The sequence below is a fragment of the Stenotrophomonas sp. STEN147 genome, assembly GCF_056757995.1.
Genome location: NZ_JBRRCG010000001.1, coordinates 506,957 through 524,539 on the forward strand (window position 1 = coordinate 506,957; position 17,583 = coordinate 524,539).

Genomic DNA, 17,583 nt, shown 5'->3' on the forward strand with positions numbered 1-17,583 from the left:
TCAGTCCTGCCTGAGCAGCTCCACCAGTTGCCGCAGTCGGTAGGGTTTGGGCAGGAATTCGACCTGTTCGGGCAGGGGCGGCAACTGCGAGCGCGCATAGCCGGAGGAGAGGATCATGCGGGCGTGCGGCTGGTCGCGCGCGACGTGCTCGCTCAGTTCAATGCCGGACATGCCATTGGGCATGCTGACGTCGCTGAACACCACGTCGAAGCGGGTATCGCCGCGCAGCAGCGCCACTGCTTCATGACCGTCGGCCGTGGTCGCCACGTCGATGCCGAAATCGCGCAGGGCCAGGCCTATCATTTCGCGCAGGTCGGTCTGGTCCTCCACCATCAGCACGCGGATCGGGTCATCGGTCATGGAGCGGGTTCCTCTAGTGCGGGTAACAGCAGGCTGACTGTGGTGCCGATGCCTGGCGTGGTGGAGACATCGACGAAGCCGCCGCTCTGGGTGGTGAATCCGAACACCTGGCTCAGGCCCAGTCCGCTGCCTTTGCCGATGTCCTTGGTGGTGAAGAAAGGCTCTGTCGCGCGTTCCGCCACATCGACGGGCATGCCACGCCCCTGGTCACGCACGCTCACCGTCACGTATCGGCGTTGCTGGCCAGCCTCTCCATCCGGATCGAGGCGATGCTCCAGTGCGGTGGCGATCAGCACATGGCCGCCATCGGCCGTGGCTTCGACAGCGTTCGCGACCAGGTTCGCCAGGGCGGTCTGCAGCTGCAGCGCGTCGGTGCAGACCGGTGGCAGATCGTGAGCCAGTTCCGTCCCGAGCAGTGTACCCGAGGCATGCGCGCGCCGCAGGCCCGGCAGGGATTCGCCGATCAGTGCGTTGACGTCCACCGGTTCACGGATCAGGGTCTGCCCTGTGCTGAACGCAAGCAACTGGCGGGTCAACAATGCGCCGCGGTCGGTCGCCGTCTGTGCAGTGGATAGCAGTTCGTGGGCCCGCGGATCACTGCCCACGCGCAGCGCCAGCAGATCCAGTGCGTTGCCGATGGTGGTCAACAGATTATTGAATTCATGCGAGAGCCCACGACTCAACCGGCCGACCGTCTCGAACTGCTGGGTCTGCCGGAGTGCACGCTGTGCGTCACGCAGCAGGCGCTGCGCCTGCCATTGTTCGGTGATGTCGCGGGTAATCTTGACGTAGCCGAGCAGTTCGCCGTTCTCCAGCACCGGCTCGATCACGATGCTGGCGCGGAACGAGGCGCCGTCGCGACGGACGCGCCAGCCTTCGGCGGAGCAATGACCCTGCTGCGCGGCCAGCCGGAGCAGCCGCTGCGGCTCGCCGGCGTCGCGGTCTGCTGGCAGGTAGAAGCGTCCGAAGTGGGTCCCGATGACTTCGTCGGCTGCATACCCCTTGATGCGTTCGGCCCCGGGGTTCCAGCTGCAGACGATGCCCTCGGGATCGAGCAGATACAGCGCATGGTCCCGCACGCTGTCTATCAGCAGGCGCAGCTGTTGGGAAGTGTCCGTCAGAGCGGACCTCGTAGAAGCGGGTGCGTCCACGTGGAAATGAGCATTACCCCTGTGAGGGCCGGAAAGCTAGGCACTGCAGTGTGAAGGATGTGTGCAGGGATTGCCCGTGCCATTGGTCGTATGCGGCTGAATACGACACGGGGTACCATCACGCACTTCTTTGCCTTCTGGAATCGCCCCGTATGCGTCCCGGTGCAACCTCGCGCGACCGCTGGATATGGATGACTGCCGCCGCATTGCTGGCCGCAACCATCGCACTGGAACTTGTCGTGCCTCTGGGTTATGCGGTGTGGCTGGCCTACTTCCTGGCCGTTGGCGTGACGGTGTTCCAGCGGAGTGCACGCGCACCGTTCGTGGTCGCGGTGCTGGCCTGCGCGCTGCTGATGGTGGGCTATCACATCGCCCCGGCAAGCACGAATTCGGCGTTCTCGCTGGTGAACCGCACCATCGGCGGTGCGGCCTTCCTGATGATCGCGCTGATCGTGTCCCGCGCCATCCAGGCGCGCCGGCAGGCCATGCGCGCCCTGTGGCTGCAGGAGGCGGAGAACGCCGTGGCCATGAGCCTGCGGGGAGACCTGGGGCCGGAGCAGATCGCCGAGGCGGCGGCGACCAGCCTGGCCTCGCAGCTGCAGGCCGATGTCGGCGCCGTGTACCGGCTTGAGGGCGGCCGCCTGCAACTGACGGGCGGACTGGCGTTACCGACCGGCATGCCGGCGTCGCTGGCGCTGCAGGAGGGGCTGGCCGGACAGGTCGCGCGCGACTTGCGCACCCGCCACCTGCAGGGCGATGAGGCCTCGGTACTTGAACTCCAGAGCAGCCTCGGGCGGGTCCCGGTGCGTGAGCGGATCCTTGCACCGATCACCAGTGACGGTGCCGTGGTCGGCATCGTCGAGCTGGGTCGATCCAGCGTCGGCGAACAGCGTGATCTGGACCGCGAACTGCTGGAGCGCTGTGGCGACACCATCGGCATGGCCCTGCGGGCGTCGCTGCTGCGCGCGCAGCTGGTCGTGCTGCTGGAGGAGTCGCAGCGCCAGGGAGAGGAGCTGCAGGCCCAGCAGGAAGAACTGCGCGTGGCCAACGAGGAGCTGGAAGAGCAGAGCCGCAGCCTGCTGCAGTCGCAGACCCATCTGGAGCAGCAGCAGGCCGAACTGGAGCAGAGCAACGTACAGCTTGAGGAGCGCACGCACGAGCTGGAGGCGCAGAAGCAGGCCCTGCTGGTTGCGCAGAGCCAGCTGGTGCGCAACAGCAACGAGCTGGCGGCGACGTCGCGCTACAAGTCCGAGTTCCTGGCCAACATGTCGCACGAGCTGCGTACGCCGCTGAACAGCTCGTTGATCCTGGCCAAGCTGCTGGCCGACAACAAGGACGGTACGCTCACCGAAGAGCAGGTGAAGTACGCACGGGCAATCCTGTCGTCGAACAACGATCTGCTGGCACTGATCAATGACATCCTCGACCTGTCGCGCATCGAAGCCGGGCATGTCGAACTGAGCGATGAAGTGGTCGCGGTCGACAGCGCGCTGCAGCGGCTGCGCGAGACCTTCGATCCGATCGCGCGGCAGAAGGGCCTGGCCCTGGAGATCAGCGCCGATGCGCTGGCGCCGGGTCAGCTGGTGGTGGACAGCCAGCGCCTGCAGCAGATTCTGAAGAACCTTCTGGCCAATGCACTGAAGTTCACCGAGCACGGCAAGGTCAGCCTGCACGTGCGTCCCGGCGGCAGTGGCCGCATCCGATTCGAGGTCTGTGATACGGGCATCGGCATCGCGCGCGAGCAGCTGCAGGTGATCTTCGAGGCTTTCCGCCAGGCTGATGGCAGCACCCGCCGGCGCTATGGCGGCACCGGGTTGGGCCTGTCGATCTCGCGCGACCTGGCTGCCCGCATGGGCGGCGAAATCCAGGTGGACAGCGAACCGGGGCGTGGCAGCTGCTTCGTGCTGGAGCTTCCGCTGCAGGGGGCGCCCGTGTCCGCGCCGGAGCCGGGCGCGGAGCCCGCGCGCGTGGCCACCCCGACAGCGCGTCCGGCGATTGCACAGATGGCGCCGACTGCGCCTGTGCCCCCACCCGCAGCTGCCACACACGTTCCAGATGATCGCGGCCGGCGCCAGCGCATGGGACGCCTGATCCTGGCGGTAGAGGACGACGTGGCATTCGCCGAAGCGCTGGTGGTGCTGGCGCATGAACTGGACTTCGACTGCGTGGTTGCCGGCACGGCGGAGGAGGCGCTGGCGCTGGCTGCGGAGCTGCGGCCGAACGGCATCCTGCTCGATATCGGCCTGCCTGACGTCTCCGGTCTGAGCGTGCTGGAGCGTCTGAAGCGCAACCCGGACACGCGGCACATCCCCGTGCACGTGGTCTCGGCGATGGACCGCAGCCAGGTAGCCCGTGAGCTGGGCGCGATCGGCTATGCGATCAAGCCGACCACGCGCGAACGGTTGGCGGCGGCCATCGAGCAGCTCGAGCAGACCAGCCAACGCGATGTCAGGCGCCTGCTGATCGTCGAGGATGACAGCGAACTGAGGCACAACCTGGAGCTGTTGCTGGGGCGTGATCAACTGCAGATCGTCGCCGTCGGCACACTGGCCGCAGCGCTGGAGCAGCTCAGCAATGTCACGTTTGACTGCATGGTGATGGATCTTTCCCTGCCGGACGGCAGCGGTTACGACCTGCTTGAACACATGGCCGGCAATGATGACGTCGGCTTCCCGCCGGTGATCGTCTACACCGGACGTGCGCTCAGCCGCGAGGAAGAGCAGCGGCTGCGCCGTTATTCCAAGAGCATCATCATCAAGGGTGCGCGCTCTCCCGAGCGCCTGCTGGACGAGGTCACCCTGTTCCTGCACAGCGTGGAAGCGAGCCTGCCCACCGATCAGCAGCGCCTGCTGCGCGAGGCGCGCCGGCGCGACACCATCCTTGATGGGCGCACCGTACTGCTGGCCGAGGACGATGTGCGCAACATCTTCGCGCTGTCGAGCGTGCTCGAGCCGCTGGGTGTCAACCTGGAGATCGCGCGCAACGGCCAGGAGGCGGTCGATCGGCTGGCGCAGCGCGAGGTGGACCTGGTGCTGATGGACATCATGATGCCGGAGAAGGATGGTCTGACGGCGATGCGCGAGATCCGTGCGCAGCGCCACCTGCAGGATCTCCCGATCATCGCGTTGACCGCAAAGGCCATGCCCGATGACCGCGAGCGTTGCCTGCAGGCCGGCGCCAACGACTACATCGCCAAGCCGATCGATGTCGACAAGCTGGTCTCGCTGTGCCGGGTGTGGTGCTCGCGTCAATGAACGAGCAGGCCTTGTTCGACCTGGAGCTGAAGGTGCTGCTGGAGGCGATCTATCAGCGCTACCACTACGACTTCCGCAGCTACGCGGTGTCGTCGCTGCGACGGCGCATGCGCCAGGCCATGCAGCGCTACGAGTGCGAGAAGCTGTCGGACCTGCAGCATCGCCTGCTCCATGAGCCGGAGCTGTTCACGCAGGCGATGCAGTTCTTCACCGTGCAGGTCTCGGAAATGTTCCGCGACCCGGCATACTTCCGCACCCTGCGCGAGCAGGTGGTGCCGGTACTGCGCACCTATCCTTCGGTGAAGCTGTGGGTGGCGGGCTGCAGCACGGGCGAGGAGGTGTGGTCGTTGGCGGTGCTGCTGCACGAAGAAGGGCTGCTGGAGCGCAGCATCGTCTATGCCACCGATATCAATCCCGGCGCCCTGGTGACCGCCGAGGCCGGCGCCTACCCGATCGACCGCCTGGCGCAGTTCAGCCGCAATTATCTGGCGGCGGGGGGCAGGGCGTCGCTGTCGGACTACTATTCGACGGCGTATGACGGGGCCGTGTTCGACCGTCACCTGCGACGCAACATCATGTTCGCCGACCACAGCCTGGCGACGGACACGGTGTTCTCCGAGGTGCACCTGGTGTCGTGCCGGAATGTACTGATCTATTTCAACCGGGACCTGCAGGACCGGGCCGTGGGCCTGTTCCGGGAAGCGCTCGTGCATCGTGGCTTCCTCGGCCTGGGCAGCAAGGAGTCGCTGCAGTTCGGTTGCCATCACGACGCGTTCGACGTGTGTTCGCGCGAACATCGGCTGTACCGGAAGGTCGCCTGATGAATGACGCCGGTCTGCCGGAAGTGATGGTGGTCGGTGCATCCGCTGGCGGGGTCGCTGCCCTGCAGGCCATCGTGCAGGCGCTGCCGGCGGGCCTGTCGGTGCCGGTGCTGGTGGTTCTGCATGTGCCCCGTGACCGCAACAGCCGCATCGTCGAGGTGCTGGCACCGCATTGCGCGGTGCCGGTGCGCGAGGCGGAGGACAAGCAGCCGATAGAGCGCGGCACGGTGACCTTTGCGCCGCCGGACTATCACCTGCTGGTGGAAGACCGGTCCTCGGTTGCCCTGTCGATCGATCCGCCTGTGCTGTATTCGCGTCCGGCCATCGACCCCCTGTTTGAATCGGCCGCGGCGGTGTTTGGTCCGCGCGTGCTGGCACTGCTGCTGACCGGCGCCAGCAGTGATGGCTCCGAGGGCGTGGCGGCAGTGCGCGAGGCGGGAGGTCGCGCCTGGCTGCAATGCCCCGAAGAGGCCGAAGCCTCGATGATGCCGGCCTCGGCCCTGCAGCATGCCGGCGCCGATGCGGTGCTGCCCCTTGAACTGATGTGTCGCCGCTTGAAGGAGTTGTTTTCATGAACCTGTTGCCACCGGACCCTGCGCAGGCCCAGGCCCCGGTCAACCTGTTGATCGTCGATGACGTTGCACAGAACCTGGTGGCGATGCAGGCACTGCTGCAGCGCGAGGGCGTCAACCTGCTGCTGGCCAGCTCCGGCGCCCAGGCGCTCGAACTGCTGCTCGAGCACGAGGTGGCGCTGGCGCTGCTGGATGTGCACATGCCCGAGATCGACGGCTTCACGCTGGCGGAACTGATGCGGGGCTCGATGCGCAGCCGCGACGTGCCGATCATCTTCCTCACCGCGTCGCCGGATGATCCGGTGCGCGCGTTCAAGGGATACGAAACCGGCGCGGTGGACTTCCTGCACAAGCCGGTGGCGCCGCAGGTGATCCTCGGAAAGGTCAATGTGTTCATCGAGCTGTACCAGCAGCGGCAGCTGCTGAAGGTGCGCAACGAAGCCCTGGAGCGCGCGCTGAAGTTGAACGAGACCATGGCCGCGGTGCTTACCCACGACCTGCGGACGCCGCTGTCAGCCATCCTGCTCTGCGCGGACAAGCTCAGCCTGGAACTGCCTGCGGGCAATTCCGCTGCACAGCAGACATTGCAGCACCTGGAAGCAAGCACGCTGCGCATGGCACGGATGGTCGAGCAGCTGCTGGACTTCTCGCGCATCCGCAGCGGCGGCCTGCGATTGCAGACCACGACCTGCGACCTCGACGCCCTGGCCCGCGCGGTCATTGCGGAGGCGGGCAGTGCCCACGGACTCGAGCGGATCCGCTTCCAGGCGCAGGGCGATACCGTCCTGCAGGGCGACATGGACCGGTTGGGACAGGTCGCATCGAACCTGATCGGCAACGCACTGACGCATGCCGGCGAAGCGCATGTCGAACTGGACGGTCGTGAGCCGCAGCGGGTGGTGTTGCGGGTCAGCAATGCCGGCCACATCGACGCGGCGCTGCTGCCGCGGCTGTTCGAGCCCTTCAAGGCCAGCTTCCACCAGAGCAAGGGCCTCGGCCTGGGGCTGTACATCGTCGATCAGTTCGTGCGCGCTCACGGCGGTCGATTGACCGCGCGCAACGACGCAGGGCAGGTCGTGCTGGAGGCGGCACTGCCACGGCTGTGCGGTGGGCCGGATATGGCCTGAACCTGAATTCTTCAGCAAGCGGGGCGCGCGCTTATGACGGGCTCATCCGCAACTGCTACCGTGGCTGCACATCTTGCCAGGGAAGCGCTATGCCATTGCGAGCCATCGCCTACGTCAGCCAGGCGCTGCCGGATCTTTCCGCAGATCGCCTGCAGGCGCTGGTGGACGACGCCGCCCGTTTCAACAAGCTGGCTGGCGTGACCGGGGTGCTGCTGCATGATGGCGGGCGCTTCCTGCAGTACATCGAAGGGCCGCCGGATGGCATTGATTCGGTGTATGAGCGCATCCTGCAGGCCGGCAGCCATGTCGACATCGTCGAGCTGGCGCGCAGCAGGCTTGGCCAGCGCCAGTTTCCCTATTGGGCGATGCGTGTCCTGCAGGTGGAGGCGTCCATGCTGCATGGACTCACGGTGGGCGACTGGGCCGGATTCAGCCGTGCGCTGCAGGGCGACCGCGCGGCGCCGACGGCGGTGGACCTGCTCGCCGACATCGTGCAGCCGGCGCTCCACGCCGGCTGAGTCGCGGCAAGGGCGCCGGGCTTCACCGCTGTCTCACCCAGCATGCGCTGAGATTGGATCTCCAGGGCATGGACGGGGGCAACATGGTACGGATGAAGCACACAGGGGCCGCGCTGCTGGTGGCGGCCCTGGCAGGCGCTGCAATGCCTGCCTTGGCCTGCACACGTGCGGTCTATCTGGGTGACAACGGCGATGTGATCACGGCGCGGTCGATGGACTGGAAGGTCGATGTGGCGACCAACCTGTACGTGTTGCCGCGCGGAATTGCACGGACCGGCGAGGCCGGGCCGAAGTCGTTGGCCTGGACTGCACGGTACGGCAGCGTGGTGGCCACCGGCTACGACGTGTCGACCACCGATGGCATGAACGAGAAGGGGCTGGTCGCCAATCTGCTATGGCTGGTGGAATCGGAGTATCCGCAGCAGCGCGGCAGCAAGCCCGGCCTGGCCATTTCATTGTGGGCGCAGTACGTGCTGGATAATTTCGCGACAGTTGCAGAGGCCGTGGCGGCGCTGCAGCGGGAGCCGTACTCCATCGTCACCGACAAGGTGCCCGGCGAGGACCGGCAGGCGACCCTGCATCTCTCTCTGTCCGATGCCAGCGGCGACAGCGCGATCGTGGAATACATCGGTGGCCGCCAGGTCATCCATCATGATCGCCGCTACCAGGTGATGACGAATTCGCCCATCTTCGAGCATCAGCTTGCGCTCAACAGCTACTGGCAGCAGATCGGCGGCACGGTGATGCTGCCGGGCACCAACCGATCGGCCGACCGTTTTGCACGCGCGTCGTTCTACATCAATGCGATTCCCAAGGCGGAAGACCCCGTGGTGGCACTGGCCAGTGTGTTCAGTGTGATCCGCAATGTCTCGGTGCCGTACGGAATCACCACGCCGGGCGAGCCCAACATCTCGTCCACGCGTTGGCGCACCGTGGCCGACCACAAGCGACGCCTGTACTTCTTCGAGTCCGCGATGACGCCGAATACGTTCTGGGTGGACCTCAACAGGATCGACTTCGGTGGCAAGGTGCTCAAGCTGGACCTGGGCAAGGACCAGCGCAACACCTTCTCCGGCGATGCGCTGGAGCATTTCGTTCCCAGCGCACCGTTCACCTTCCTCGGTGTTGGGAGCTAGTTCGACGCCTGGGTCGCGGCCGGGTAGACCGCCTGGATCTGGCAGCTGCCGCGGGTGTACAGCGGCAGCGGCCCCAGGCCACGCTCGTCGCCGGGCTCGAACTCGGCACTGAGGATGCGATCGCCGGGATTGCCGCAGATCAGGCCGTTCTGCAGCCCGGACTGGAAGCTGACCTGTGGCGCGCGGTCCAGCTGGCGGCAACTGCCGCCCAGTTCGACGCGGTAGTAGCGGTGGCCGCCATTGCGGTGTGGATTGGTCTCCACCAGCAGCCCCTGCTGGTCGGAGGACCAGGCACGGACGTTGCGGGTTGCGAAACAGTAGGAGGCCGATCCGCCGAAGCTGCGGCGCTGCTCGCGCCGCTGGCTGATGGTCACGGCAGGCAGGGTCGCGGTGCTCAGGCGGTCACTGTCACGGGCGACAGTGGCGTAGTCGCGGTTCTGCACTGGACTGACCGCGCTGACCGCGCAGCTGTGCCCGTCCACCACCACGCGTTCGCTGGGGCGGCCGCAGGCCCAGCCTGCCGGCGCTTCCAGCTTCAGGGAGGTGGCGGCACGCACGTTCGGGCAGTCTTCGCTGAAGTCGATCCGGTAGGCCTGGCCGGACGCGGCACGGACGGCGATCGAGCGCGGCGAGGCCTGCTCCACCTCCTGCACGCCCACGGCGTCGAGGCAGTGCGGTGCCGGCGCCCGGCGTTCCTGCCCGCTGGCGGTGACGGAAAGGGACAGGCCGATGCTCGCGGCCAGAGCCAGGGAAACCTGTCGATATGCCATGACCTGCACTCCTTGCTGGATAGACGGCCCGACTATAGCAGTCAATTGCACCGCCGGTGCCAGGCGCGCAGACTTGCCGAATGGGCGCCATTTTCCACCTCCGGCACTATGGCCAGGCCACTGGCCTGGATCGCCACGACTACGCGCAATGGGTGCTGCCACTGCAGGGCGAGCTGCAGTTCGAGCTGGAAGGGCGGGGCGGCCGGCTGGACCTTCTGCAGGGCGCATTCGTGGCCGCCGGCGAGGCGCATGACCAGATGGCGGAGGGTCCGAACGGTTTCGTGATCGTTGATTGCGGTCCGGATGTTCTGGACGACGACACGCAGGAGCACCTGTGCAGGCAGCGGTGGCTGCATCTGCCGCTGGCCCTGCGCCAGGGGCTGGCCGAGGTGCGGCAGGGGCAGCCGCTGCCGTTGCTGCTGCCCGCCTTGCTGAGGGTGTTTGCACCGGCAGGCAGTGGCGCGCGCATGCAGGGGCTGTGCACGGCGGTACAGGCCGACCCGGGGCAGCCCTGGCCGGTCGCGCGCATGGCGGCATTCGTCGGCGTCAGCGAAAGCCGGCTGCATGCGTTGTTCCAGCGCGAATTCGGCTTGAGTCCGCAGGCCTGGGTCAGTGCCTGCCGCCTGCGCTGGGCCAAGCACCAGCTGCGGACCAGTGCGCTGCCGATCAGCGAGATCGCGCTGGCCGCAGGGTATTCCGAACAGAGCGCATTGACCCGCGCGCTGCGCCGGGAAAGCGGCGTTACCCCTGCGGCCTGGCGGCGGGGCGGCCTCTGATCCATGGCGCTGCGGGAACGCAGCCGAGTGCGTCCGGCCCTGCCGGGACAGCAATAGCCTGGGTCAAGAGAGGTCGTCCGGTGGGCGGCTACACTGCGCGGCCTCTTCTCCCCCGAAGAATCCGCAATGCGCAACAATCCGATGGTCCTGGGCATCGCCAATGGCGTAGCCGCGGGCGCGCTGTGGGGCGTGGTGTTCCTGGCGCCTGCCGTGCTGCACACGTTCAACGCCCTGCAGCTGTCTGCCGGCCGTTATCTGGTCTATGGCCTCATCGCCGTGATCCTGCTGCTGCCGCGCTGGAGGCGGCTGGCACCGAGGCTGGGGCGCGCAGAATGGTACGGCCTGCTGTGGCTGAGCCTGGCGGGCAACCTGGTGTACTTCCTGCTGCTGGCCACGGCCGTGCAGTGGGCCGGTGGCGCTGCGGCCTCGCTGATCGTCGGCCTCATCCCGGTCGTGGTGACCCTGGTGGGCGTGCGCGAGAAGGGGGCGGTGCCCCTGAAGCAGCTGTTGCCGGCCCTGGCGCTGTGCATGCTTGGCGTGGCCCTGGTGGGGTGGGAGGCGCTGATGTCCGAACACCTGGCGACGCCCTGGCGGCAGCGCCTGATCGGCCTGCTGTGTGCCTTTGGCGCACTGTTCTCGTGGGCGCTGTACTCGATCGGCAACAGCCGCTGGCTGGCGCGGCGTCCGGATCTGACCAGCCATGACTGGTCGTTGCTGACGGGTGTCACCACCGGCGGGCTGTCCCTGCTGCTGGTACCGCTGGCCTTCGCCGGGTCTGCCGGCAGCCACACGGCCGCACAATGGGGCGCATTCTGGGCCATCAGCGCAGGTGTTGCGGTCGTGGCGTCGATCGTGGGCAACGCATTCTGGAACCGGGCCAGCCGTCTGCTGCCGCTGACTTTGACCGGGCAGATGATCGTGTTCGAAACCCTGTTCGCGCTGCTGTACGCATTTGCCTGGCAGCAGCGCTGGCCGACCGTGCTGGAGGCATTGGCGATCGTGTTCCTGGTGGCAGGGGTGATGCTGTGCGCGCACGCCCACCGCGCGCCACGCGCGATCGCCGAACATGCCGGCTGAAGGCGTTCTCAATGTCGACGATCGCCGCTTTGTCTCAATTGCAACCAAATGACGGCACGTTGACAGATGATCGGCGCAAGGAGTTTTTGCGCTGCAGCACTTGACAGCAGCGGGGCGAACAGTGTTTTCTGTCCGCCATGGTCCTTGATGCCGCCACCGCCAGCCTGATTGCACCCGCTACCGCGGGCCGTCCGACTGCACCGGTCGCCATCACCACCATTACCACCACCACCGTCACCACTGCCCTGGTGCGGCCCGTCGTCTTCGTGTAACTCCCGAAAACCACGGCCCCGCACCATCCAGGTGGCGGGGAAACTCGACACCTGCATGCGACGGGGCCTCCTGCCGAGGTCTGCATGTCTTCCCACGTTCTCCCCCCTTCTGTTGCCCCGGCCGAGCTGGCCGCGCCGTCCACGGTCGTGCACAAGTTCGGCGGCACTTCGGTGGCTGACGCCGAGCGCTACCGCCATGTCGGCGGCCTGCTGCGGGCCCGTCCCGAATCTCAGCAGGTCACCGTTGTCTCGGCCATGAAGGGCGTCACCGATGCGTTGATTGAACTGGCCCAGCTGGCGGCGCAGGGAGACGAGGGGTGGCGCGAGGCCTGGCATGCGTTGCGTGCCCGCCATCGTGGGGCCGCGGTGGCCCTGCTCGGCGAACAGGTGGGCGACACCGTGGAGTGGATCGACGCGCGTTTCGCGCAGCTGTCCGAAGTGCTGGCCGCGCTGACCGTGATCGGGGAGCTGCCGCGTGAAGTGCTCGACCGCGTGCAGGGCCTGGGCGAGGTGTTCTCCGCGCAGCTGCTGGGGACGTACCTGCGCGCATGTGGCGAGGACTGCGCCGTCCTTGATGCACGCGACGTGCTCGTGGTCGGCCACGGCGAGCTGGGCGTGGATGTGGACTGGGAAGCCAGCGCCGACCGTCTGGCGAAATGGCGCCTGCAGCACCCGCAGTCGCGCGTGGTCGCCACCGGGTTCGTCGCCCGGGACCGCAACGACCGCATCACCACCCTCGGCCGCAATGGCAGTGACTACTCCGGCGCGATTTTCGCCGCGCTGTTCAATGCCGACGAGCTGCACATCTGGACCGATGTCGATGGTGTGCTGTCGGCCGACCCGCGACTGGTGCCGGAGGCGGTGCAGCTGGAGTCGCTGAGCTACGACGAAGCCTGCGAGCTGGCGTACTTCGGCGCGAAAGTGGTGCACCCGCAGACGATGTCGCCGGCGATCCGGCTGGGGCTGCCGATCTTCATCCGCAACACGTTCCAGCCGGCCCATCCGGGTACGCGCATCAGCGCCGAGCGCTCGCCGCGCGGACCGGTGAAGGGGCTCACGCTGAGTCCCGACCTGGCCCTGCTGAATCTCGAGGGGACCGGCCTGATTGGCGTGCCCGGCACCGCCGAGCGCGTATTCGCAGCGTTGCGCCAGGCGCAGGTGTCGGTGGTGATGATCTCGCAGGGTTCTTCGGAGCACTCGATCTGCTGCGTGGTGCGGGCTGCCGAAGCGGGCCGTGGCCGCGGAGCGTTGCTGCAGGCCTTTGCCCATGAACTGTCGGTTGGCCAGGTGCAGCGCGTGCAGGTCCACGAAGGGGTCAGCGTGCTGGCGGCGGTGGGCGATGGCATGGCGGGCCAGCCCGGTGTGGCTGCGCGCCTGTTCGAGGCGCTCGGTCGGGCGCAGGTGAACATCCTGGCGATCGCCCAGGGTTCCTCCGAGCGCAACATCTCGGTGGCCGTGGACAGCGCTGACGCGACGCGCGCGCTGCGCGCCGCCCACGCCGGTTTCTGGTTGTCGCCGCAGACGTTCGCAGTAGGCGTGATCGGGCCGGGCAACGTCGGTGCCGCGCTGCTGGATCAGTTGCTGGCGGCGCGCCCGCAGCTGCTGGCCAAGGCCAATGTCGATCTGCGCCTGCGTGCACTGGCATCGCGTTCGCGGATGCGGCTGGAGGCCGATGGTCTGCATGCCGACTGGCGGCAGGCGCTGCAGGCGGGCGGTGAGGCCAGCGATCTGGACCGCTTCACCGAGCATCTGCTGGCCGCGCACCTGCCGCATGCGGTGGTGATCGACTGCAGTGGCAGCAGCGAGGTGGCCGAGCGCTATGCCGATTGGCTGGCCGCGGGCATCCATGTGGTCACCCCGAACAAACAGGCAGGCGCCGGCCCGCTGTCGCGCTACCAGCGGATCCGTGCGGCGGCGGCGGCCAGCGGCGCGCGCTTCCGCTATGAGGCGACGGTGGGCGCCGGCCTGCCGGTGATCACCACGCTGCGCGACCTGGTCGATACCGGCGACGAGGTGCTGGCCATCGAAGGCATTTTCTCGGGCACGCTGGCCTGGCTGTTCAACCGCTTCGACGGCAGCCAGCCGTTCTCCTCGCTGGTGGCGCAGGCGCGTTCGATGGGCTACACCGAGCCGGATCCCCGCGATGACTTGTCGGGCGTGGATGTCGCGCGCAAGCTGGTGATCCTGGCGCGCGAGGCCGGCCACGCACTCAGTCTTGAACAGGTGCAGGTGGAAAGCCTGGTGCCGGCGCTGCTTCGCGAAGGCAGCGTCGAGGACTTCATGGCCCGCCTGGGCGAGTCTGATGCATCACTGCAGCAACGCCTGCAGGACGCGCGCGCGCGCGGCGCAGTGCTGCGCTATGTGGCCAGGCTTGACGCGGACGGCGCGTCGGTGGGTCTGCACGAGCTGCCGGCGGCACACGCGTTCGCCAACCTGCGCCTGACCGACAACGTGGTGCAGTTCCGTACCCGCCGCTACTGTGAGAATCCGCTGGTGGTGCAGGGACCCGGCGCGGGACCGGAGGTCACGGCTGCAGGCGTGTTTGCCGACCTGCTGCGGGTGGCGGCCGGTGAAGGGGCGCGCCTGTGATCGCACGTGCATTCGCGCCGGCATCGGTGGCCAATGTGGCCGTGGGGTTCGACATTCTGGGCCATGCCATCGCCGGTATCGGCGACACGGTCAGCGTGCGCCGCATTGATGAGCCCGTGGTGCGTATCGCGGCGATCCGTGGCAGTGCGGTCGAGCTTCCACTGGAGGCAGCGGGCAACACGGCTGGCGCGGCACTGCTGTCACTGCGCGAGGGCCTGGGCCTGGGCTACGGGTTCGAGCTGGAGATCGACAAGGGCATTCCGTTCGGCTCCGGCATGGGTGGCTCAGCGGCATCCTGCGTCGCGGCACTGGTTGCAGCCAACGCGCTGCTGGATGCGCCGCTGCCACGCGTCGCTCTGTATCCACACGCGCTCGACGGCGAAGCGGTGGCCAGCGGCGGTCGCCATGGCGACAACGTCGGTCCCTTGCTGGCAGGCGGGCTGGCGCTGTGCACCGCCGACAGGGTGGTGCCGGTACCGGTGCCTGCGTGCTGGCACAGCCTGCTGGTGCATCCGCATGCGGTGCTGGAAACGCGCAGGGCACGGCAGGCGCTGCAGGGCAGTTATGCGCTGCGCGAGTTTGTCGCCCAGAGCGCGAATCTGGCCCTGGTCCTGAGCGGCTGCCATCGCGGCGATGCCACGCTGGTGCGCGCCGGCTTGCGCGATGTGCTGATCGAGCCACGCCGCGCCGGCCTGATCGCGGGATTCGAGGCAGCGCGTGACGCCGCGCTGTCGGCGGGCGCAATGGGCGCGGGCATTTCCGGTGCCGGCCCCAGCGTGTTCGCCTGGTTCGAGGATGCGGTGCAGGCGCAGGCTGCCGCAGGGCAGGTTCGGGCGGCATTCGCGGCTGCGGGCTTCGACAGTGACGCGTGGGTCTCGCCGCTGGACGCGGCGGGAGCACGACTGTGCTGACTTCTTTCCTCTCACTGGATGCCGATCCCATGCAATTCGTTTCCACCCGCGGCCAGTCGCCGGCCATCGGCCTGAGTGCCGCCATCGCCGCCGGCCTCGCCCCCGATGGGGGACTGTATGTGCCCAGCGCCTTGCCTGCGCCGCATCATGTGCAGCAGGGCGAGACCCTCGCCGAAACCGCCGCCGATCTGCTGGCACCCTTCTTCGGCGGCGACGCGCTGCAGGAGGCGCTGCCTTCGATCTGCCGTGAGGCATTCGATTTTCCGGTGCCGTTGCGACCGCTTGGTGGTGGCGACTACGTCCTCGAGCTGTTCCATGGACCGACCGCGGCCTTCAAGGACATCGGCGCACGTTTCCTGGCAGGCGCGCTGTCGAGGCTGCAGGCGGACAAGGAACGCGACCTGACGATCGTCGTTGCCACGTCCGGTGATACCGGTGCCGCGGTGGCGGCGGCCTTCCATCGCCAACCGGGCGTGCGCGTGGTGGTGCTGTATCCGGATGGCCGGGTATCGCCGCGCCAGGCGCACCAGCTCGGCTGCTTCGGCGACAACATCCAGGCGCTGCGCGTGGCGGGTTCGTTCGACGACTGCCAGGCCATGGTCAAGCAGGCGCTGGCCGATCGGGCGTTGCAGGCGGACGTGCCGCTGAGTTCGGCCAACAGCATCAGCCTGGGGCGTCTTCTGCCACAGATGAGCTACTACGCGCATGCGGCACTGGCCCATCATGGGCAGCATCGGCGCCGGCTCAATCTGGTGGTGCCGACCGGCAACCTGGGCAACGCGATGGCTGCGGTGCTCGCACGCACGCTGGGGGTTCCCATCGGCCAGATCGTGCTGGCCACCAATGCCAATGATGTGCTGCCGAAGTACTTCGAGGGCGGCGCGTATCAGCCGCAGGCCAGTGTCGCCACGGTCGCCAATGCGATGGATGTGGGCGCGCCGAGCAACTTCGAGCGCCTGCGGTGGCTGTACGACGGCGACGATGCCGAACTGCGCGCAGCCCTCCGTGCTTTCGCGGTGGATGATGTGACCATCCGCGCCACCATCGCCAGTGCGCACGCCAGCGGGGGCGAGCTGTTCTGCCCGCATACCGCGACGGCAGTGAAGGTGCTGCAGGACCTCCGCGCGGGCGGGGCGAAGGGCGACTGGGCGGTGGTGGCAACCGCGCACCCGGCCAAATTCGAGGCGGTGGTGGAGCCATTGATCGGCGAAGCAGTGCCGGTGCCTCCGGCGCTGGCGGCGCTGCTGCAGCGTCCCGCGCATGCGGAACCGCTGGCTGCCGACTATGCGGCGCTGCGCGAGGTGCTGCTGCGCTGACGGACAGGTGCCGGGCATGGCGCGGTGTCGTCTGAAGCAAGGGGCAGGGTGGGGCGCCCGGTACCACCGGGCGCAGGTCGTGGCGCGACGCTCAACCCTGGACGTCGCCTGCCAGCTGGCGCAGCCCGTCCTCGTCGAGGATCTCCACGACGTTCAGGTGCGGCAGCGCGATCAGCGCCTGCTGACGCAGCTTGGTGAAGGTGCGGCTGACTGTCTCCATGGTCAGGCCGAGGTGGTCGGCGATGTCGCCGCGCCCCATCGGCAGCGAGACGCGCAGGCCGTCGCCGCCCAGTCGCGCCTCGCGCGCGGCCAGGCGCAGCAGGAAGTCAGCCAGCTTTTCCGCGGGCTGCAGCCGCGCCAGGGCGAGGGCCGCATCCTGCGCAGCGTCCAGCTCCTGGCAGGCGCGTTGCAGCAGCTTGCGCTCCAGGTGCGGATAACGCCCGCGCAGCGCCTTCATCTGCGGCAGCGCGACGCGGCAGACCCGGCTGTCAGCGATCGCCTCGATGTCGTAGCGGTGATGGTCGCTGCCGCTCAGGCCCAGGTAGTCGCCCGGCAGCACGAAGCCATTGATCTGGCGGCGGCCGTCGGCCAGCGTCCGCACCAGGCGCAGTGCGCCGGCGGTCAATGTATAGACATGCTGGCGCTCTTCGCCGGTGCGGGCCAGGGTGCTGCCCATCGTCACCGCCTGCGAGACGGTCACCTGTTCAAGTGCCTGCACTTCGTCGGGAGACAGCGCCGAACACACCGCCAGGTGGCGGACCGAGCAGTGCAGGCAGTCCAGCGTGGAGCAGGACTGCCCGGCGGTATCGTTGTTGGCGGACGGGGCGCCGGAAGGCCGGGACATGGTGCGTGGGCGTATCACGGGCGGGGAGGGCCTTATGATACTTCAAGCGGCTGTTCGACCCTGCGTCAGGCGGCCGCGCGCTCCAGGGC

16 protein-coding genes are annotated in these 17,583 nt (G+C 67.7%); 11 read left to right on the forward strand and 5 right to left on the reverse strand.

The features are described 5' to 3' along the window. Together ACVOKU_RS02300 and ACVOKU_RS02305 are read right to left on the reverse strand one after the other, a co-directional pair. Complete coding sequence (locus ACVOKU_RS02300; protein ID WP_053516753.1) at positions 1 to 360, reverse strand: response regulator; 360 nt, start codon at positions 358 to 360, stop codon at positions 1 to 3. Beyond that, positions 357 to 1,511, reverse strand: coding sequence for a two-component system sensor histidine kinase NtrB (locus ACVOKU_RS02305; RefSeq protein WP_481558952.1), 1,155 nt, complete (start codon positions 1,509 to 1,511; stop codon positions 357 to 359). The genes ACVOKU_RS02300 and ACVOKU_RS02305 overlap by 4 nt, the downstream gene beginning before the upstream one ends. Positions 1,512 to 1,663: 152 nt before the next feature. Here ACVOKU_RS02305 and ACVOKU_RS02310 point away from each other — a divergent pair, with 152 nt between their 5' ends. The 6 genes from ACVOKU_RS02310 to ACVOKU_RS02335 all read left to right on the forward strand — a co-directional run bounded on the left by ACVOKU_RS02310 (position 1,664) and on the right by ACVOKU_RS02335 (position 8,939). Continuing rightward, entirely contained in the window at positions 1,664 to 4,765 is a 3,102-nt protein-coding gene (locus tag ACVOKU_RS02310) for a response regulator (RefSeq protein ID WP_481558953.1), read from the forward strand. Continuing rightward, positions 4,762 to 5,586 carry a CheR family methyltransferase gene (locus ACVOKU_RS02315; RefSeq protein WP_065175572.1) on the forward strand — a complete coding sequence of 275 codons (825 nt, stop codon included), beginning with the start codon at positions 4,762 to 4,764 and terminating at the stop codon, positions 5,584 to 5,586. Before ACVOKU_RS02310 ends, ACVOKU_RS02315 begins: the two co-directional genes overlap by 4 nt. Continuing rightward, the gene (locus ACVOKU_RS02320) at positions 5,586 to 6,161 is read left to right on the forward strand and encodes a chemotaxis protein CheB (protein WP_053516743.1); all 576 of its coding nucleotides are present in this window, start codon (positions 5,586 to 5,588) and stop codon (positions 6,159 to 6,161) included. Before ACVOKU_RS02315 ends, ACVOKU_RS02320 begins: the two co-directional genes overlap by 1 nt. After that, positions 6,158 to 7,285, forward strand: coding sequence for a hybrid sensor histidine kinase/response regulator (locus tag ACVOKU_RS02325; protein WP_481558954.1), 1,128 nt, complete (start codon positions 6,158 to 6,160; stop codon positions 7,283 to 7,285). Before ACVOKU_RS02320 ends, ACVOKU_RS02325 begins: the two co-directional genes overlap by 4 nt. 89 nt (positions 7,286 to 7,374) lie before the next feature. Next, positions 7,375 to 7,803 carry a BLUF domain-containing protein gene (locus ACVOKU_RS02330; RefSeq protein WP_053516741.1) on the forward strand — a complete coding sequence of 143 codons (429 nt, stop codon included), beginning with the start codon at positions 7,375 to 7,377 and terminating at the stop codon, positions 7,801 to 7,803. A gap of 83 nt (positions 7,804 to 7,886) precedes the next feature. Further along, positions 7,887 to 8,939 carry a linear amide C-N hydrolase gene (locus ACVOKU_RS02335; protein ID WP_053516740.1) on the forward strand — a complete coding sequence of 351 codons (1,053 nt, stop codon included), beginning with the start codon at positions 7,887 to 7,889 and terminating at the stop codon, positions 8,937 to 8,939. Here the strand turns inward: ACVOKU_RS02335 and ACVOKU_RS02340 are convergent. Continuing rightward, positions 8,936 to 9,709: a DUF6491 family protein gene (locus ACVOKU_RS02340; RefSeq protein ID WP_481558955.1), complete on the reverse strand. Its 774-nt coding sequence runs from the start codon at positions 9,707 to 9,709 to the stop codon at positions 8,936 to 8,938. The two genes, ACVOKU_RS02335 and ACVOKU_RS02340, sit on opposite strands and share 4 nt — an antisense overlap. Before the next feature lie 80 nt (positions 9,710 to 9,789). Here ACVOKU_RS02340 and ACVOKU_RS02345 point away from each other — a divergent pair, with 80 nt between their 5' ends. Next, the gene (locus ACVOKU_RS02345) at positions 9,790 to 10,485 is read left to right on the forward strand and encodes a helix-turn-helix transcriptional regulator (RefSeq protein WP_262101317.1); all 696 of its coding nucleotides are present in this window, start codon (positions 9,790 to 9,792) and stop codon (positions 10,483 to 10,485) included. Positions 10,486 to 10,611: 126 nt separating this feature from the next. Beyond that, entirely contained in the window at positions 10,612 to 11,562 is a 951-nt protein-coding gene (locus ACVOKU_RS02350) for a DMT family transporter (protein WP_481558956.1), read from the forward strand. An 8-nt stretch (positions 11,563 to 11,570) separates the two neighbouring features. On the opposite strand, the gene ACVOKU_RS02355 is transcribed toward ACVOKU_RS02350, so the two are convergent. Next, the gene (locus tag ACVOKU_RS02355) at positions 11,571 to 11,891 is read right to left on the reverse strand and encodes a hypothetical protein (protein WP_481558957.1); all 321 of its coding nucleotides are present in this window, start codon (positions 11,889 to 11,891) and stop codon (positions 11,571 to 11,573) included. A gap of 27 nt (positions 11,892 to 11,918) precedes the next feature. On the opposite strand from ACVOKU_RS02355, the gene thrA reads away from it, so the two are divergent. From thrA to thrC, 3 genes are read left to right on the forward strand one after another with little or no spacing between them, the layout of a single operon-like run. After that, the gene (gene thrA, locus ACVOKU_RS02360) at positions 11,919 to 14,423 is read left to right on the forward strand and encodes a bifunctional aspartate kinase/homoserine dehydrogenase I (protein ID WP_481558958.1); all 2,505 of its coding nucleotides are present in this window, start codon (positions 11,919 to 11,921) and stop codon (positions 14,421 to 14,423) included. Then, the gene (locus ACVOKU_RS02365; protein ID WP_481558959.1) at positions 14,420 to 15,334 is read left to right on the forward strand and encodes a homoserine kinase; all 915 of its coding nucleotides are present in this window, start codon (positions 14,420 to 14,422) and stop codon (positions 15,332 to 15,334) included. The genes thrA and ACVOKU_RS02365 overlap by 4 nt, the downstream gene beginning before the upstream one ends. A gap of 29 nt (positions 15,335 to 15,363) precedes the next feature. Further along, a complete protein-coding gene (gene thrC, locus ACVOKU_RS02370) occupies positions 15,364 to 16,650 on the forward strand; it encodes a threonine synthase (RefSeq protein WP_481558960.1) in 1,287 nt (428 codons plus the stop codon). Between the two features lie 91 nt (positions 16,651 to 16,741). Here thrC and ACVOKU_RS02375 read toward each other — a convergent pair whose 3' ends face one another. Next, a complete protein-coding gene (locus ACVOKU_RS02375; protein WP_053516731.1) occupies positions 16,742 to 17,494 on the reverse strand; it encodes a Crp/Fnr family transcriptional regulator in 753 nt (250 codons plus the stop codon). Between the last annotated feature and the right edge of the window lie 89 nt (positions 17,495 to 17,583).

Excerpts from the sequence above, each read along its gene's own strand:
- ACVOKU_RS02300 (WP_053516753.1), bottom strand. The coding sequence starts at position 360 with ATGACCGATGACCCGATCCGCGTGCTGATGGTGGAGGACCAGACCGAC.
- ACVOKU_RS02310 (WP_481558953.1), top strand. The coding sequence starts at position 1,664 with ATGCGTCCCGGTGCAACCTCGCGCGACCGCTGGATATGGATGACTGCC.
- ACVOKU_RS02315 (WP_065175572.1), top strand. The coding sequence starts at position 4,762 with ATGAACGAGCAGGCCTTGTTCGACCTGGAGCTGAAGGTGCTGCTGGAG.
- ACVOKU_RS02320 (WP_053516743.1), top strand. The coding sequence starts at position 5,586 with ATGAATGACGCCGGTCTGCCGGAAGTGATGGTGGTCGGTGCATCCGCT.
- ACVOKU_RS02325 (WP_481558954.1), top strand. The coding sequence starts at position 6,158 with ATGAACCTGTTGCCACCGGACCCTGCGCAGGCCCAGGCCCCGGTCAAC.
- ACVOKU_RS02330 (WP_053516741.1), top strand. The coding sequence starts at position 7,375 with ATGCCATTGCGAGCCATCGCCTACGTCAGCCAGGCGCTGCCGGATCTT.
- ACVOKU_RS02335 (WP_053516740.1), top strand. The coding sequence starts at position 7,887 with ATGGTACGGATGAAGCACACAGGGGCCGCGCTGCTGGTGGCGGCCCTG.
- ACVOKU_RS02340 (WP_481558955.1), bottom strand. The coding sequence starts at position 9,709 with ATGGCATATCGACAGGTTTCCCTGGCTCTGGCCGCGAGCATCGGCCTG.
- ACVOKU_RS02345 (WP_262101317.1), top strand. The coding sequence starts at position 9,790 with ATGGGCGCCATTTTCCACCTCCGGCACTATGGCCAGGCCACTGGCCTG.
- ACVOKU_RS02350 (WP_481558956.1), top strand. The coding sequence starts at position 10,612 with ATGCGCAACAATCCGATGGTCCTGGGCATCGCCAATGGCGTAGCCGCG.
- ACVOKU_RS02355 (WP_481558957.1), bottom strand. The coding sequence starts at position 11,891 with ATGCAGGTGTCGAGTTTCCCCGCCACCTGGATGGTGCGGGGCCGTGGT.
- thrA (WP_481558958.1), top strand. The coding sequence starts at position 11,919 with ATGTCTTCCCACGTTCTCCCCCCTTCTGTTGCCCCGGCCGAGCTGGCC.
- thrC (WP_481558960.1), top strand. The coding sequence starts at position 15,364 with ATGCAATTCGTTTCCACCCGCGGCCAGTCGCCGGCCATCGGCCTGAGT.
- ACVOKU_RS02375 (WP_053516731.1), bottom strand. The coding sequence starts at position 17,494 with ATGTCCCGGCCTTCCGGCGCCCCGTCCGCCAACAACGATACCGCCGGG.